Consider the following 15,112-nt stretch of genomic DNA (forward strand, 5'->3'; position numbering starts at 1 on the left):
CCCTGGTGGCACGCGCGCCTTTGTTCCCGAGACGCTGAGCCATGAATACGGTAGATGCCAAGCGGGTCCTGGAAACTGCATTGATCTGCGCGCCGCAGCCTGTCACGCTGCGTGAGCTGCGCTCGCTGTTCGATGACGTGCTGGGCTCCGACACGCTGAAGGACCTGCTGCTGGACCTGCAGAAGGACTGGGCGCAGAAGGGCGTGGAGCTGGTACAGGTGGCGTCCGGGTGGCGCTTCCAGAGCCGGCCCGAGATGCGGGTGTACCTGGACCGGCTGCATCCTGAAAAGCCGCCACGCTACACCCGTGCGACCCTGGAGACGCTGGCCATCATCGCCTACCGTCAGCCGGTGACGCGCGGTGATATCGAGGACATACGTGGTGTGACGGTCAACAGCCTGCTGATCAAGCAACTGGAAGACCGGGGCTGGATCGAGGTGATTGGCCACCGGGAAACCGTGGGCCGACCCTCTTTGTTTGCCACCACGCGCCAGTTTCTGGACGACCTGGGCCTGCAGTCGCTGGACCAGTTGCCCATGCTTGAGGAGCCCGAATCCCAGCAAAGCCTGTTCAAGGCGCTGGAGGAGTCGGGCGAGCCTGATGTGCAAGAGAGTGCGCCAGCCGGTGACGCCCCGCCGACCGAAGGCTGGGGTCCCGACGAAGTGCCACCGGTCATCGGCGAGCAGGACGTGGGCGAGGAATTGCTGGATCAGGTGCCGTTGCAGGCCGATGAGACGGAGCTGCCGGATCTGGTCGAGGACGGTGAGGACGACGCCCTTGCCGCTCTCTTGCCAGAGGCGCCCTCGGGCGAGGCTGAGACACCGGATGGGACAGATGCCGCGAGTGCCGCAGAAGCTGCGCAGACCGCAGACACAGCGGAAAAAGCGGACACCGCGGATACGACAGACACAACGGATACGGACGGCGCTGCACTGCAGGCCGAAGAAGGAAAGCCATGACGGGTAGTGATATCTCCAAGGACCAGGACGCCCAGCCGGCGTCCGACGAGGCTGGCGCACAGCGCAAGGCCCGCCCCGCGCGCTCGCGCGCTCCCAAGGCCGAGTCCCGGCCTGGCGCCAGGCCTGCGCGCAAGCCGCGCCCGGCCGCCGAGGCGGTGCCTGCCGAAGACACCGTGCAGGAGCTGGTGACGGCTGATGCATCAGAGTCAAGCGACTCAGGGTCTGCCGAAGGCTACGGTTTTGCGGACGTCATCTCGGGCGAGCTCGACGCCGCCGAAGAGCGCGACGATGCCGCGCCTGCCAAGCGCGTGCTGCTGCCCCAGGTCGATTCGCCCAAGCTGCACAAGGTGCTGGCCCAGGCCGGGCTGGGATCGCGCCTTGAAATGGAGCAGCTCATTCTTGAAGGCCGCATCTCGGTCAACAACGAGCCTGCCCACGTGGGCCAGCGCATCCAGTTCGGCGACCAGATCAAGGTCAATGGCCAGCCCATCCGCTTTCGCATCGATCCGCCGCCGGCGCGTGTCATCGCCTATCACAAGCCCGTGGGCGAAGTCGTCACGCACGACGATCCCCAGAACCGCCCCACGGTGTTCCGCAAGCTGCCGCGCCTGCAGCATGGCAAATGGCAGTCCGTTGGCCGCCTGGACCTGAACACCGAAGGCCTGCTGCTGTTCACCAGCTCGGGCGAGCTGGCCAACTCCCTGATGCACCCGCGCTTCGGTCTGGAGCGCGAGTACGCGGCCCGCGTGCTGGGCGCGCTCAGCAAGGAAGAAAAGCAGCGCCTGACCGATGGCGTGCAGCTGGAAGACGGCGTGGCCGCCTTCGGCTCCATCGAGGATGGCGGCGGCGAAGGCGCCAACTGCTGGTACCGCGTGACCATTTCCGAAGGCCGCAACCGCGAAGTGCGCCGCATGTTCGAGGCGGTGGGCCATGCCGTGAGCCGGCTGATCCGCATCCGCTATGGCGCCATGGTGCTTCCGCGCGGCCTCAAGCGCGGCGCCTGGGTGGAGCTGGACCAGGCCGACATCCAGTCCCTGGCCTCCGCGGCAGGCATGCAGGCGCGTGCGCCTGCTGCACCCAAGCCCGCGGCCGGAGGCCGCCGTGGTGGCCCGGCCGACCGCAACACCGTTCGCCGCGAAGGCGGCGGCCGCTATTTCGACGGCAATCGCCCGGCACCCAATGCCATGCTGGACGGCCCGCGTGCCAAGCCCGCTGCCAAGGGTGGCAAGGCGGACGGCGGCCAGGGCAGAGGGCAGGGCGGTGCAGGCGGGCGGGGCAAGACAGGTGGCAGCCAGCAGCCCGATCCGATGCGTACATCGGTGGGCTACATCGGCTCCGACAGCCTGTCGCGTGCACGCCAGAACGCCAAGCGCAAGCCGGGAGGGCGCCGCTGAAATACGGCGGTCAGCCTCCCCTTTGGCAGCACCATGTCATCAAGGACTTTGATGGCACAGCTAGAATCAACGGTTTTGTCCAATTGACAAAAATCCATAGTAACCCTGATTAGGAACCATTCAAATGGCCATCGAACGCACTCTTTCCATCATCAAGCCCGACGCCGTTGCCAAGAACGTGATCGGCCAGATCTACGCTCGCTTCGAGGCCGCCGGCCTGAAGGTCATCGCCGCCAAGATGGTGCACCTGTCGCGCGGCGAAGCCGAGCAGTTCTACGGCGTCCACAAGGAGCGTCCCTTCTTCAAGGACCTGGTGGACTTCATGATCTCCGGCCCCGTGATGATCCAGGCCCTGGAAGGCGAGAACGCCATCCTGAAGAACCGTGAACTGATGGGCGCCACCGACCCCAAGAAGGCTGAGAAGGGCACGATCCGCGCCGACTTCGCCGACAGCATCGACGCCAACGCCGTGCACGGCTCTGACGCCGCTGAAACTGCAGCCGTGGAAGTGGCATTCTTCTTCCCCGGCATGAACGTCTACTCGCGCTGATCCCCGCGTCTTCCGCGGCCGTCATGGTCTGTCCGGTGCAGGCCATGCCTGCCGCGGAAGAGCCGAGAGCGGCGTGGCACCGGCCTGCCGACATGAATACCAATTTGCTAGATTTTGATCTCGACGGACTGGCCGCTTATTGCGAACAGCTCGGCGAGAAGCGTTTCCGCGCAACGCAGCTGTTCCGCTGGATCCACCAGCGAGGCGCCAGCGATTTCGACCAGATGAGCGATCTGGCCAAGTCCCTGCGCGAAAAGCTCAAGGCGCGTGCCCACATCACGGCCCTGCCGGTTCTGACCGAGCATGTGTCTGCCGATGGAACGGTCAAGTGGCTGTTCGACGTGGGGGGCGGCAATGCCGTCGAATCCGTTTTCATTCCCGAAGATGACCGGGGCACGCTGTGCGTGTCGTCCCAGGCCGGCTGTGCCGTGGGCTGCCGCTTCTGCTCCACGGGTCACCAGGGCTTCAGCCGCAACCTCAGCACGGGCGAGATCCTGGCCCAGCTCTGGTATGCCGAGCATGCGCTGCGCAAGCGCCTGGGCACGGGTGGCGAGCGCGTCATCTCCAACGTGGTGATGATGGGCATGGGCGAGCCGCTGCAGAACTACACGGCCCTGGTGCCGGCGCTGCGCGTGATGCTGGATGACCATGGCTACGGCCTCTCGCGCCGCCGCGTGACCGTGTCCACCTCGGGCGTGGTCCCGATGATCGACAGGCTGTCGCAGGACTGCGCCGTGGCCATGGCCGTGTCGCTGCATGCGCCCAACGACGAGCTGCGCGACCCGCTGGTGCCGCTGAACCGCAAGTACCCCATCCACGAGCTGCTCGATGCCTGCGAGCGTTACCTGGAGTTCGCGCCGCGCGATTTCATCACGTTCGAATATTGCATGCTCGATGGCGTCAATGATCAGCCCGAGCATGCGCGCCAACTGATAGAGTTGGTCCGCGCACGTGGCGACGGCCGCAGCTGGTGCAAGTTCAACCTGATTCCGTTCAACCCCTTCCCGGCCTCGGGCCTGCTGCGTTCACCTGCAGCGCGGGTGACGGAGTTCGCCAGCCTGCTGAGCAATGCCGGCATTGTGACCACGGTGCGCAAGACACGTGGCGACGACATCGACGCAGCCTGCGGACAGCTGGCTGGCGATGTCAAGGACCGCACGCGCGCTGCCGAGCGCATGGCAAAGCAGCGCACCATTGTTCTCAAGCAGATGCCTTGAGAGGACCTACGGAACAAAGGGACAGTTCATGAAGTCAGTGGCTCGGCGGCTGCGATCGGGGGGTATCGGTGGATGCATGCGCTGGGCAGTGCCGGTGCTGGTCCTTGCCTTGGCCGGTTGCGCCGGCAAGCAACCTTTGGTGCCTTCGGCGAATTCAGGCTCCGGCAATGCTTCGTCCGTCTCCAATGCCTCGATGGCCTCGGCCGCCGAGGTCGATCCCCGTCGCCGCGCGGCCATTCGCCTGGAGCTGGCGGCTTCCTACTTCCAGGCCGGCCGTATCGATGTGGCCCTGGAAGAGGTAAACCAGGCGCTGGCCTCCGACCCCGGTTCCGCCGATGGCTATGGACTGCTGGCCCTGATCTACATGCGCAACCAGGACTGGGACCAGGCCGATGCCAGCCTGCGCAAGGCCATGTCGCTGCGCCCCCAGGACGGTGACCTGCAGCACAACTACGGGTGGCTGCTGTGCCAGCGCAAGCAGTATGTGCAGGCCCAGGAATGGCTGGACAAGGCACTGGCCCAGCCCGGCTACCTGGAGCGTCCCAAGACATGGATGGCCAAGGGGTTGTGCCTGCAGCAGGCCGGTCTGCTGGTCGAGGCCCAGCAGGCGCTGCTCAAGGGCTATGAACTCGACGCCGCAAACCCGGTGATAGCCTACCACCTGAGCAATGTGATGCTGCAGGGGGGCGACGCCAAGAGGGCGCAGTTCTACATCCGCCGCCTCAACAGCAGCCCCCAGTCCAACGCGGAAAGCCTGTGGCTGGGCATCAAGATAGAGAGGGCGCTGCAGCAATCTGCAGCGATGCGGCAGCTGGCCGACCAGCTGCACCAGCGCTTCCCGGAGTCCCGCCAATGGCTGGCCTACGAGCGTGGAGCATTCAATGAGTGAGGTGTTGGCGGTGCATGACGAAGCAGGTACGCAAGGCGAGAACGCCAAAACTTCCATGACGGCGGGCACGCTGCTGCGCCAGGCGCGCGAGGCGGCAGGCCTGTCGCTGGCCGGACTGGCGGCGGCGCTCAAGGTGCCGGCCCCCAAGCTGGAGGCCCTGGAGGCGGATGACTATGCCGCCTTCCAGGACCATGTCTTCATGCGGGCCCTGGCACAAAGCGTCTGCCGCACGCTGCGCGTGGACTCGGCCTCGGTGCTGGCCCTGCTGCCGCGCACCCAGCTCAAGAGCCTGGCCGATGATCGCGGCAGCATCAATGCCACGTTCAAGGAGCGCTCCTTCAAGGCCACCGGAACACCGCTGGGCCGCGAAAACGGTTCGCGCAAGGTCGCCATCATCGTGCTGCTGCTGCTGGCGGCCGCCGCCGCCGTGTACTTCCTGCCCAAGCACGAAGGCGATGCCGAGGAGCCGCAGGCCGGCTCTTCCGACGCCGCTGCCCTGGTGTCGCCGGCCGCAACCGTGTCCGAGCCCGTGGCTGCCCAGGAGCCTGTGGCGCCCGCAGTGACGGCGCCAGCCTCCGAAGGGGCGGCGCCTGCAGCACCTGCACCTGCAGCGCCTGCAACCACGCCAGCCGTCCAGGCGCCTGCAGCAGCGGCTCCCGCAGCCGGCGTGCCTGGCGATGTGCCCGCCGATGCCGCAGCGGCGACTCCTGCAACCCAGGCCGCGCAAACGCCTGGTGGCGTGCTGGTCATGAAGGCCAGCGCACAATCGTGGGTGCAGGTCAAGGATGCCAATGGCCGCGTGGTGCTGCAAAAGACGCTGGCGGCAGGTGAGTCGGTTGGCGCCGAAGGTGCGCTGCCGCTGTCTGTCATCGTCGGCAATGCCAGCGGCACCGAAGTGCGCGTCCGTGGTGAACTGCTGGAAGTGGCCAAGACCACCCGTGACAACGTGGCCCGCTTTGAGGTGAAGTGACCGTGCAAGATTTCCTATCCACGCAGCAGCCGATAGCGATTGCCTCGCCGCTGCCGCGCAAGTCCCGCCAGGCCCGCGTGGTCTGGCGCAACAATGTCGTCACCGTGGGCGGCGATGCGCCTGTGCGCGTGCAGTCCATGACCAACACCGATACGGTGGACGCGGTCGAGACGGCCATACAGGTGCGCCAGCTGGCCCAGGCCGGCTCGGAGATGGTGCGCATCACCGTCAACACGCCCGAGGCAGCCGCTGCCGTGCCCTACATCCGCGAGCAGCTCGACCGCATGGGCGAGTACGTGCCGCTGGTGGGCGACTTCCACTACAACGGCCACCGCCTGCTCACCGAATACCCGGCCTGCGCCGAGGCGCTGTCCAAGTACCGCATCAACCCCGGCAACGTCGGCAAGGGCGAGAAAAAGGACAAGCAGTTCGGCCAGATGATCGAGGCGGCAGCCCGCTACGACAAGGCCGTGCGCATCGGTGTCAACTGGGGTTCGCTGGACCAGGAGCTGATGGCGCGCCTGATGGACGAGAACTCGCGCCGCGCCCAGCCCTGGGATACGCGCCAGGTCATGTTCGAGGCGCTGATCTCCTCGGCTGTCGATTCCGCGCGCCTGGCCGAGTCCATGGGGCTGAACGGCGACAACATCATCCTGTCGTGCAAGGTCAGCGGCGTGCAGGACCTGATCTCGGTCTACCGGGCCCTTGCGCAGCGCTGCGACTATGCGCTGCACCTGGGCCTGACCGAGGCCGGCATGGGCACCAAGGGCACGGTGGCCTCGGCTGCCGCGCTGTCCGTGCTGCTGCAGGAAGGCATTGGCGACACCATCCGCGTCTCGCTCACGCCCCAGCCCGGTGAGGCGCGCACGCAGGAAGTGGTGGTTGCCTCCGAAATCCTGCAGGCCCTGGGCCTGCGCGTTTTCGTGCCCAGCGTCACGGCCTGCCCTGGCTGCGGCCGCACCACCAGCACCACCTTCCAGGAGCTGGCCAAGCGCATCGACGACTACCTGCGCGGCCAGATGCCGCTGTGGCGCATGAAGTACCCCGGCGTCGAGGCCATGAAGGTGGCCGTGATGGGCTGCATCGTCAACGGCCCTGGCGAGAGCAAGCACGCCAACATCGGCATCAGCCTGCCCGGGACGGGCGAGGCGCCCGCTGCCCCCGTCTACATTGACGGCGAGAAGGCGTTGACGCTGCGCGGCGAGCGCATTGCCGAGGAATTCCAGACCCTGGTCGAAGACTATGTGGCGCGCACCTATGGCGCCACCGCTGCCGCACCCGCCTGAGCGGCTGCGCCAGGCATTGCAGTTATTGCAAAATAGATAGCACACCACGCTTTGTTTCATGGGGCCTCACGCGGAATGCGCGTGGGGGCATGGAGCGCAAAAGGCGGGGTCTGCTCCTGTTTCCGAGCATTCATCGAACGAGAACAACGTGGCCAAACCCGAAAAACTCTCCGCCGTCAAAGGCATGAACGACATTCTTCCCGCCGAGTCCGCTCGCTGGGAATGGCTGGAGGCGCAGGTGCGCGAGCTGATGGCGCGCTTTGCCTACCGCAACGTGCGCACGCCCATCGTCGAGCACACGCAACTGTTCGTGCGCGGCATCGGCGAGGTGACGGACATCGTCGAAAAGGAGATGTACTCCTTCGAGGACAAGCTCAATGGCGAGCGCCTGACGCTGCGCCCAGAAGGCACGGCGAGCCTGGTGCGCGCCACCATCGAAAACAACCTGCTGTACGACGGCGGCAAGCGCATGTGGTACATGGGCCCCATGTTCCGCCACGAGCGCCCGCAGCGCGGCCGCTACCGCCAGTTCCACCAGATCGGTGCCGAGGCCCTGGGCTTTGCCGGCCCCGATGTCGATGCCGAGCTCATTTTGCTGGCCGTCTCCCTGTGGAAACAGCTGGGCCTGACGCAGTGGCGCCTGGAAATCAACAGCCTGGGCCAGCCCGAGGAGCGCCAGGCCCACCGCCAGGCCCTGATCGCCTACCTGGAGCAGCACCAGGACGTGATGGACGAAGAGGCCAGGCGCCGCATGTACAGCAACCCGCTGCGCGTGCTGGACACCAAGAATCCCGCCATGCAGGCCATGGTCAACGGGGCGCCGCGCCTGCTGGACTTCCTGGGCGAGGGCTCGCTGGCCCACTTCGATGGACTCAAGGCCATCCTGGACGCCAATGGCGTGCCCTGGACCGTGAATCCGCGCCTGGTGCGCGGCCTGGACTACTACAACCTCACGGTGTTCGAGTTCATCACCGACATGCTGGGCGCGCAGGGCACCATCTGCGCCGGCGGCCGCTACGACTACCTGATCGAACAGGTGGGCGGCAAGAGCGCGCCGGCCGTGGGCTGGGCACTGGGCGTGGAGCGCGTGCTGGAGCTCGTCAAGGAGCTGGGCGCCGACATCCCCGCGCCCACGCTGCATGCCTACGCCATCGTTCCCGACGTGTCGGCCATGCCCGTGGCCCTGCGCACCCTGCAGCAACTGCGCGAGGCCGGCGTGCGCGTGCAGATGCATGCGGCCAGCGCCGAAGGCCTGGGCAGCATGAAGTCGCAGTTCAAGAAGGCCGACGCCAGTGGCGCGCATTTCGCATTGATCTTCGGCTCCGACGAGCTGCAGCAGGGCCTGGTCACCGTCAAGTCGCTGCGCGACGGCACGGGCCAGCAGGTGCAGCAAGCCCTGGCCGATGCGGCCCAATGGGCTGCCACCCTACAATCGGCGGTTTGACCGTCATCCGCAGCTTTCCAGGCCACCGCTCCAGCGGCGTCCTCCATACACAAGGCGACACAGGCGATTCATGGCAAACCATTTCGATCTCGAAGAACAAGAGCAGATAGAGCAGCTCAAGCATTTCTGGAATACCTGGGGCACGTTGATCACGGGTGTGCTCGTGGTCATCTTTGTCGGCTTTGCCGGCTGGAATGGCTACCAGTACTGGGAAAAGCGCCAGGCCACCCAGGCTGCCGCTCTGGCGCATGCCGTCGATGTGGCGCTGTCAGGCAAGGATGCGGCGCGCGCCGGCCAGGCCTTTGCCGATCTCAAGGACAAGTACGCCGGCACCACGCAGGCAGCCCAGGCCGGCCTGCTGCTGGCCAAGGCTGCAGTGGACGAAGGCAGGCTCGATGATGCCAAGGCAGCCCTGACCTGGGTGGCCGACAAGGGCGACGAAGGCTACAAGGCCCTGGCCAAGCTGCGCCTGAGCGCCGTGCTGGAGCAGCAAAAGCAGTACGACGAAGCCCTGAAGGCGCTGGATGGCAGCATGCCCGAATCCTTCGCCGGCATCGTGGCCGACCGCCGCGGTGACATTCTTGCGGCCCAGGGCAAGACGGCCGAGGCCATCGACGCCTACCAGCGCGCCCATGCGCTCCTGGACAAGGGCGTGGACTACGGACGCCTGATCGAATTCAAGCTCAACGCCCTGGGCGCCACGCCCACCGTGCTGGCACAGGCCAAGACTTCGACCTCGGAGAAGCAACCTTGAAAACTTCGGCAGATCAACTGATGGCAATCTCGCGCCCGCGTGGCGTTGCGCGCTGGATGGCTCTGGGCCTGCTGGCCGGTGCCCTGGGCGGCTGCTCCACGGTCTCCTCGTGGTTCAGCAGCGACACCAAGCCCAAGCCCAAGGAACTGGGGGCCAACCCCGGCCTGCTGGCAGTGCACCAGGCCTGGACGGCCAAGCTGGGCGCCGAAGTGCCGCTGGCCACCGACATCCATGTGCAGGGTGACACGCTGCTGATCGCGGCCAAGGACGGCAGCGTCACGGCCCTCGATGCGCGCAATGGCAGCCAGCTGTCGCGCTTCACCGTTGGCGAGCCGCTGACTGCGGGCGTGGGTGGCGACGCCCAGCGCCAGGCCGTGCTCACGCGCAGCAACCAGGTCATCGTCTACTCGCAAGGCAAGCAGCTGTGGAATCAGCCGCTGCCCGCAGCCGCCTACACGCCGCCGCTGGTGGCGGGCGGCCGCGTCTTCGTGCTGGCGGCCGACCGCTCGCTGGCCGCATTCGATGCCGCCAACGGCCGCAAGCTGTGGACCGCACAGCGCCCGGGCGAGCCCCTGGTGCTGCGCCAGCCCGGCGTTCTGATCGCCGTGGGCAACACCCTGGTGGCCGGCCTGTCGGGCCGCATGGTGGGCATCGATCCCGACACAGGTGCCGTGCGCTGGGAGGCCCCGCTGGCCAGCCCGCGCGGCACCAATGACGTGGAGCGCCTGGTGGACCTCGTCGGCCGCGTCAGCCGTGTCGGCGACAGCGTCTGCGCGCGCGCCTTCCAGGCTGCCGTGGGCTGTGTGGATACGCAAAATGCATCGGTGCGCTGGACCCAGTCGTCCAAGGGTGCCGACGGCATCGACGGCGATGGCGAGACCGTGTTCGGCGCCGAAAGCAATGGCACCGTCCAGGCCTGGCGCCGCGGCGACGGCTCGCGCGTGTGGTCCATCGACCAGTTGCAGCACCGCCGCCTGACGGCGCCGTTGATGCTGGGCCGTTCGGTGGTGTTTGGTGATGACTATGGTGTGGTGCACCTGCTGTCCAAGACGGACGGACAGGCGCTGGCACGATTGAAGACGGACGACTCCGGTGTGGCCTCGCCCCCGGTATCGGCTGCCAATACGCTGGTGGTGGTAAGCCGCAGCGGAACTGTGTACGGCTTCCGGCCGGATTGATAGGTATTTTCGGGAATGAAGCCAGTTATTGCCCTGGTAGGGCGACCCAATGTGGGCAAATCGACGCTGTTCAATCGGCTGACCAAGTCGAGGGATGCAATCGTCGCGGATTTCGCGGGCCTCACGCGTGACCGCCACTATGGACAGGGCCGCCAGGGCAAGCACGAATACATCGTGATCGACACCGGCGGCTTCGAGCCTGATGCATCCAGCGGCATCTTCAAGGAGATGGCGCGCCAGACGCAGCAGGCCGTGGCCGAGGCCGACGTCGTGGTCTTCGTCGTCGATGCGCGCCTGGGCATGTCTGCCCAGGACCATGACATCGCCAAGTACCTGCGCCGTCTGGGCAAGCCCTGCGTGCTCGTGGCCAACAAGGCCGAGGGCATGAAGGAAGGCGTGCAGCTGACCGAGTTCTACGAACTGGGCCTGGGCGAAGTGCTGCCGGTTTCCGCCGCGCACGGACAGGGTGTGCGCGGCCTGGTCGACCTGGCCCTGGGCCAGCTCAACCTGCCCGAACCCGAGGAAGACGACCCCTTCGACGACGTGGCCCAGAAGCCCATCCGCCTCACCGTGGCCGGCCGCCCCAACGTCGGCAAGTCCACGCTGATCAACACCTGGCTGGGCGAGGAGCGACTGGTCGCCTTCGACATGCCGGGCACCACGCGCGATGCCATCTCCGTGCCCTTCGAGCGCGCCGGCCAGAAGTTCGAACTCATCGACACGGCAGGCCTGCGCCGCAAGGGGCGGGTGTTCGAGGCCATCGAGAAGTTCTCCGTCGTCAAGACGCTGCAGGCCATCGAGAGCGCCAACGTCGTGCTGCTGCTCATCGATGCCACGCAGGGCGTGACCGATCAGGATGCGCACATTGCCGGCTATGTGCTGGAAAGCGGCCGCGCCGTGGTGCTGGCGGTGAACAAATGGGATGCGGTGGACGACTACCAGCGCCAGATGCTGGAGCGCTCGATCGAGACGCGCCTGTCCTTCCTGAAGTTCGCTCCCATGCACTTCATCTCGGCTGAAAAGCGCCAGGGCCTGGGTCCGCTGTGGAACTCCATCATCCAGGCGCACAAGGCAGCCACCTGCAAGATGCCCACGCCGGTGCTCACGCGCCTGCTGATGGAAGCCGTGCAGTTCCAGACGCCCAAGAAGACAGGCATCTACCGACCCAAGATGCGTTACGCGCACCAGGGCGGCATGAACCCGCCGGTCATCGTCATACACGGCAATTCGCTCGAGCATGTGACGGAGGCCTACAAGCGCTTCCTCGAAGGGCGGTTCCGCAAGGAATTCAATTTGGTCGGCACGCCGTTGCGGATCGAGTTGAAAACCTCTCATAATCCTTTCGCCGACAAGGACAAATAACAAGCCACGGAATTTGGGGAAAACCCTTGTGCAGACAGGGGGCCCAAAACACTGTGGTAAGGTGTCGGTTTACAACAACACTCTTCGAACACGGAGAATATCGTGAGCAACAAAGGCCAACTCCTCCAAGACCCGTTCCTGAACGCGCTGCGCCGCGAACATGTGCCGGTGTCCATCTACCTCGTCAACGGCATCAAGCTGCAAGGCCAGATCGAATCCTTCGACCAGTACGTGGTTCTGCTTCGCAACACCGTCACCCAGATGGTTTACAAGCACGCCATCTCCACCATTGTTCCCGGCCGCGCCGTGAACTTCTCCACGGCCGAAGCTGCCGGCAGCGACGCCAGCGCTTGAGCTCGCTGCGCCCTGATGCCTCCCCGCACAGCCGGGGAGCTTCCTCACCCTTCGGGAGAGGTTTTTCTTGAGTTCTGAATCTTTTGACCGGTCCACGCCAACGCCAGTGCTGCTGGTGGGCGTGGATTTCGGCTTTCCCCATTTCGATGGCGAGTTGGAAGAGCTGGGCCTGCTGGCCGGCACGGCCGGCCTGCGTCCCGTTGCACGCCTGACCTGCAAGCGCAAGGTGCCCGATGCGGCGCTGTTCGTGGGCAGCGGCAAGGCCGACGAAATCCGCATGCTCGCCCAGATGCACGGTGCCCAGGAAGTGCTGTTCGACCAGGCCCTGAGCCCGGCCCAGCAGCGCAATCTGGAGCGCCATCTGCAGATGCCGGTCAACGACCGCACCCTGTTGATCCTGGAGATCTTCGCCCAGCGCGCCCGCAGCCATGAAGGCAAGCTGCAGGTGGAGCTGGCGCGCCTGCAATACGTGGCCACGCGCCTCGTGCGCCGCTGGACCCACCTGGAGCGCCAGATGGGCGGCATCGGCGGGCGCGGCGGCCCTGGCGAAAAGCAGATTGAGCTGGATCGCCGCATGATCGACGAATCGATCAAGCGCACCAAGGAACGGCTGCTGAAGGTCAAGAAGCAACGCGCCACGCAGCGCCGCCGGCGCGAGCGCCATGGCATCTTCAACATCTCGCTGGTCGGCTACACCAATGCCGGCAAATCCACGCTGTTCAACGCGCTGGTGAAGGCGCGGGCCTATGCGGCCGACCAGTTGTTCGCCACGCTGGACACGACCACGCGCCAGCTGTATTTGAACGAGGCCCGGCAATCGGTGTCCCTGTCGGACACCGTGGGCTTCATCCGCGACCTGCCGCACGGGCTGGTCGATGCATTCCAGGCCACGTTGCAGGAGGCGATCGATGCCGATCTTCTGCTGCATGTGGTTGACGCCTCCAATCCGAATTTCCCGGAACAAATCCAACAAGTCCAGAAAGTTCTGAAGGAAATCGGTGCCCAGGAGGTGCCTCTGGTACTGGTTTTCAACAAGCTCGATGCCGTCGATGAAGAGCGGCTTCCAGCGCAGTTGCAGGACCAGTACGAGCTTGACGGGCTACCTGTTTCACGGGTGTTTGTCAGCGCCCGCTCCGGTGAGGGGCTGCCGCAGCTGCGGCAGCTGCTGGCCGACCACGCACTGCGCGCAGAAGCGGAATACGCCGAAGCGCATGGTGGTGAAGAGCGGGGCGAAGGGGAGGTGGATGGCGCGATGCCCCCTGGGCAGGACGCCGAATACTAGGGGCTAGCGCCCTGATTGGGCAAAATGCCGATTGGGTCCCTGTCTTTACCGAAGAAACCGAGACTTCTCGCATGAATCTTTCACAACGCGCCCATCGCTGGGCGATGCTGCCGCAGCGCCTTCGCGGGATGTTCAACCTGAATGATCCGCGCTGGGGACGTGGCGACGACAAGAACGACGATGCCTCGCGCCCCGATGCCGACCGTCCCGCTGCGCCGCCGCCTGCGGAACCCGCACGCGACAACCGCGACAGCCGTGACAACCGTCCCTCCTCGGGTGGGGGTGGCCAGCCGCCGGATCTGGACGAGCTGTGGCGTGACCTCAACCGCAAGCTTTCGGGCCTGTTCGGGGGCAAGCCGGGCGGTGGCCGCGGGCAGCCGCCCGTGCGCAATGGCGGTGGCAGCCAGCCGCCGGACATGCGCAGTGCCGGCATGGGCGTGGGCCTGATTGCCGGCATTGCCTTCATCATCTGGATGGGCACGGGCATCTTCATCGTCCAGGAAGGCCAGCAGGCCGTCATCACCCAGTTCGGCAAGTACAAGAGCACGGTGGGTGCCGGCATCAACTGGCGCCTGCCGTACCCGATCCAGCGCCATGAACTGGTGTTCGTGACGCAGATCCGCTCGGCCGACGTGGGGCGCGACACCATCATCAAGAGCACGGGCCTGCGCGAGTCGGCCATGCTCACCGAGGACGAGAACATCGTCGAGATCAAGTTCGCCGTCCAGTACCGTCTGAGCGACGCGCGTGCCTGGCTGTTCGAGAGCAAGAACCCGTCCGAGGCCGTGGTCCAGGCCGCCGAGACCGCCGTGCGCGAAGTCGTCGGCAAGATGAAGATGGATACGGCGCTGGCCGAGGAGCGAGACCAGATCGCGCCGCGCGTGCGCGACCTGATGCAGACCATCCTGGACCGCTACAAGGTGGGCGTGGAAGTCGTGGGCATCAACCTGCAGCAAGGCGGCGTGCGTCCGCCCGAGCAGGTGCAGGCCGCCTTCGACGACGTGCTGCGTGCCGGCCAGGAGCGCGAGCGCGCCAAGAACGAGGCCCAGGCCTATGCCAACGACGTGGTGCCCCGCGCAGCCGGCTCGGCGGCACGTCTGCTGGAAGAGGCCAATGGCTACAAGGCCCGCATCGTGGCCCAGGCCCAGGGTGATGCGCAGCGCTTCAGCTCGGTGTTCACCGAGTACCAGAAGGCGCCCCAGGTCACGCGCGACCGCATGTATCTGGAAACCATGCAGCAGATCTACGGCAACGTGACCAAGGTGCTGGTGGAATCGCGCCAGGGCTCCAACCTGCTGTACCTGCCGCTGGACAAGATCATGCAAGGCGTGAGCGGCAATGTGCCGGCAGCCGATGGCTCGGCTGCCCCCAGCACCCAGGCGCCTGCGCCTGCCGCCATTCCCGGCCTTTCGAACGATGCGCGCAGCCGCGACAGCAGTCGCAGCCGTGACCGCGAAGCACGCTGAGGAGCAG

General features: G+C 66.0%; 14 protein-coding genes. All 14 read left to right on the forward strand.

All coding sequences use genetic code 11. The features are described from left to right. Nucleotides 1-41: 41 nt before the first annotated feature. Nucleotides 42-959, forward strand: a complete 918-nt coding sequence (scpB, locus tag ACRSCF_RS08190; protein WP_034364154.1) for an SMC-Scp complex subunit ScpB — start codon at nucleotides 42-44, stop codon at nucleotides 957-959. Beyond that, nucleotides 956-2,353: a pseudouridine synthase gene (locus tag ACRSCF_RS08195; RefSeq protein ID WP_017404143.1), complete on the forward strand. Its 1,398-nt coding sequence runs from the start codon at nucleotides 956-958 to the stop codon at nucleotides 2,351-2,353. The genes scpB and ACRSCF_RS08195 overlap by 4 nt, the downstream gene beginning before the upstream one ends. A 124-nt stretch (nucleotides 2,354-2,477) precedes the next feature. Continuing rightward, nucleotides 2,478-2,903, forward strand: a complete 426-nt coding sequence (gene ndk / locus ACRSCF_RS08200; RefSeq protein ID WP_016447563.1) for a nucleoside-diphosphate kinase — start codon at nucleotides 2,478-2,480, stop codon at nucleotides 2,901-2,903. A gap of 92 nt (nucleotides 2,904-2,995) precedes the next feature. Continuing rightward, the gene (gene rlmN, locus ACRSCF_RS08205; RefSeq protein ID WP_017404144.1) at nucleotides 2,996-4,120 is read left to right on the forward strand and encodes a 23S rRNA (adenine(2503)-C(2))-methyltransferase RlmN; all 1,125 of its coding nucleotides are present in this window, start codon (nucleotides 2,996-2,998) and stop codon (nucleotides 4,118-4,120) included. Nucleotides 4,121-4,148: 28 nt separating this feature from the next. Continuing rightward, entirely contained in the window at nucleotides 4,149-5,009 is an 861-nt protein-coding gene (pilW, locus tag ACRSCF_RS08210; RefSeq protein ID WP_174538864.1) for a type IV pilus biogenesis/stability protein PilW, read from the forward strand. Beyond that, complete coding sequence (locus tag ACRSCF_RS08215) at nucleotides 5,002-5,979, forward strand: RodZ domain-containing protein (protein ID WP_017404145.1); 978 nt, start codon at nucleotides 5,002-5,004, stop codon at nucleotides 5,977-5,979. The genes pilW and ACRSCF_RS08215 overlap by 8 nt, the downstream gene beginning before the upstream one ends. 2 nt (nucleotides 5,980-5,981) lie before the next feature. Continuing rightward, a complete protein-coding gene (ispG, locus tag ACRSCF_RS08220; RefSeq protein ID WP_034364209.1) occupies nucleotides 5,982-7,265 on the forward strand; it encodes a flavodoxin-dependent (E)-4-hydroxy-3-methylbut-2-enyl-diphosphate synthase in 1,284 nt (427 codons plus the stop codon). Nucleotides 7,266-7,449: 184 nt separating this feature from the next. After that, nucleotides 7,450-8,709 carry a histidine--tRNA ligase gene (gene hisS / locus ACRSCF_RS08225; protein ID WP_212646543.1) on the forward strand — a complete coding sequence of 420 codons (1,260 nt, stop codon included), beginning with the start codon at nucleotides 7,450-7,452 and terminating at the stop codon, nucleotides 8,707-8,709. 70 nt (nucleotides 8,710-8,779) lie between these two features. Beyond that, nucleotides 8,780-9,463 (forward strand): YfgM family protein, encoded by a 684-nt coding sequence (locus ACRSCF_RS08230; protein WP_016447557.1) that lies wholly within the window; start codon nucleotides 8,780-8,782, stop codon nucleotides 9,461-9,463. A 20-nt stretch (nucleotides 9,464-9,483) separates the two neighbouring features. Beyond that, a complete protein-coding gene (gene bamB / locus ACRSCF_RS08235; RefSeq protein WP_244387918.1) occupies nucleotides 9,484-10,641 on the forward strand; it encodes an outer membrane protein assembly factor BamB in 1,158 nt (385 codons plus the stop codon). A 15-nt stretch (nucleotides 10,642-10,656) separates the two neighbouring features. Continuing rightward, a complete protein-coding gene (der, locus tag ACRSCF_RS08240) occupies nucleotides 10,657-12,003 on the forward strand; it encodes a ribosome biogenesis GTPase Der (RefSeq protein WP_016447555.1) in 1,347 nt (448 codons plus the stop codon). A 102-nt stretch (nucleotides 12,004-12,105) separates the two neighbouring features. Further along, on the forward strand, nucleotides 12,106-12,357 hold the full coding sequence (gene hfq / locus ACRSCF_RS08245) for an RNA chaperone Hfq (protein WP_012206813.1): 252 nt from the start codon (nucleotides 12,106-12,108) through the stop codon (nucleotides 12,355-12,357). Between the two features lie 67 nt (nucleotides 12,358-12,424). Beyond that, nucleotides 12,425-13,639, forward strand: coding sequence for a GTPase HflX (gene hflX / locus ACRSCF_RS08250; RefSeq protein ID WP_016447554.1), 1,215 nt, complete (start codon nucleotides 12,425-12,427; stop codon nucleotides 13,637-13,639). A 71-nt stretch (nucleotides 13,640-13,710) separates the two neighbouring features. Continuing rightward, nucleotides 13,711-15,105: an FtsH protease activity modulator HflK gene (hflK, locus tag ACRSCF_RS08255; protein WP_016447553.1), complete on the forward strand. Its 1,395-nt coding sequence runs from the start codon at nucleotides 13,711-13,713 to the stop codon at nucleotides 15,103-15,105. Nucleotides 15,106-15,112: the final 7 nt, after the last annotated feature.

Source organism: Delftia sp. 11MD (assembly GCF_050907895.1).
Classification (GTDB): domain Bacteria; phylum Pseudomonadota; class Gammaproteobacteria; order Burkholderiales; family Burkholderiaceae_C; genus Comamonas; species Comamonas tsuruhatensis.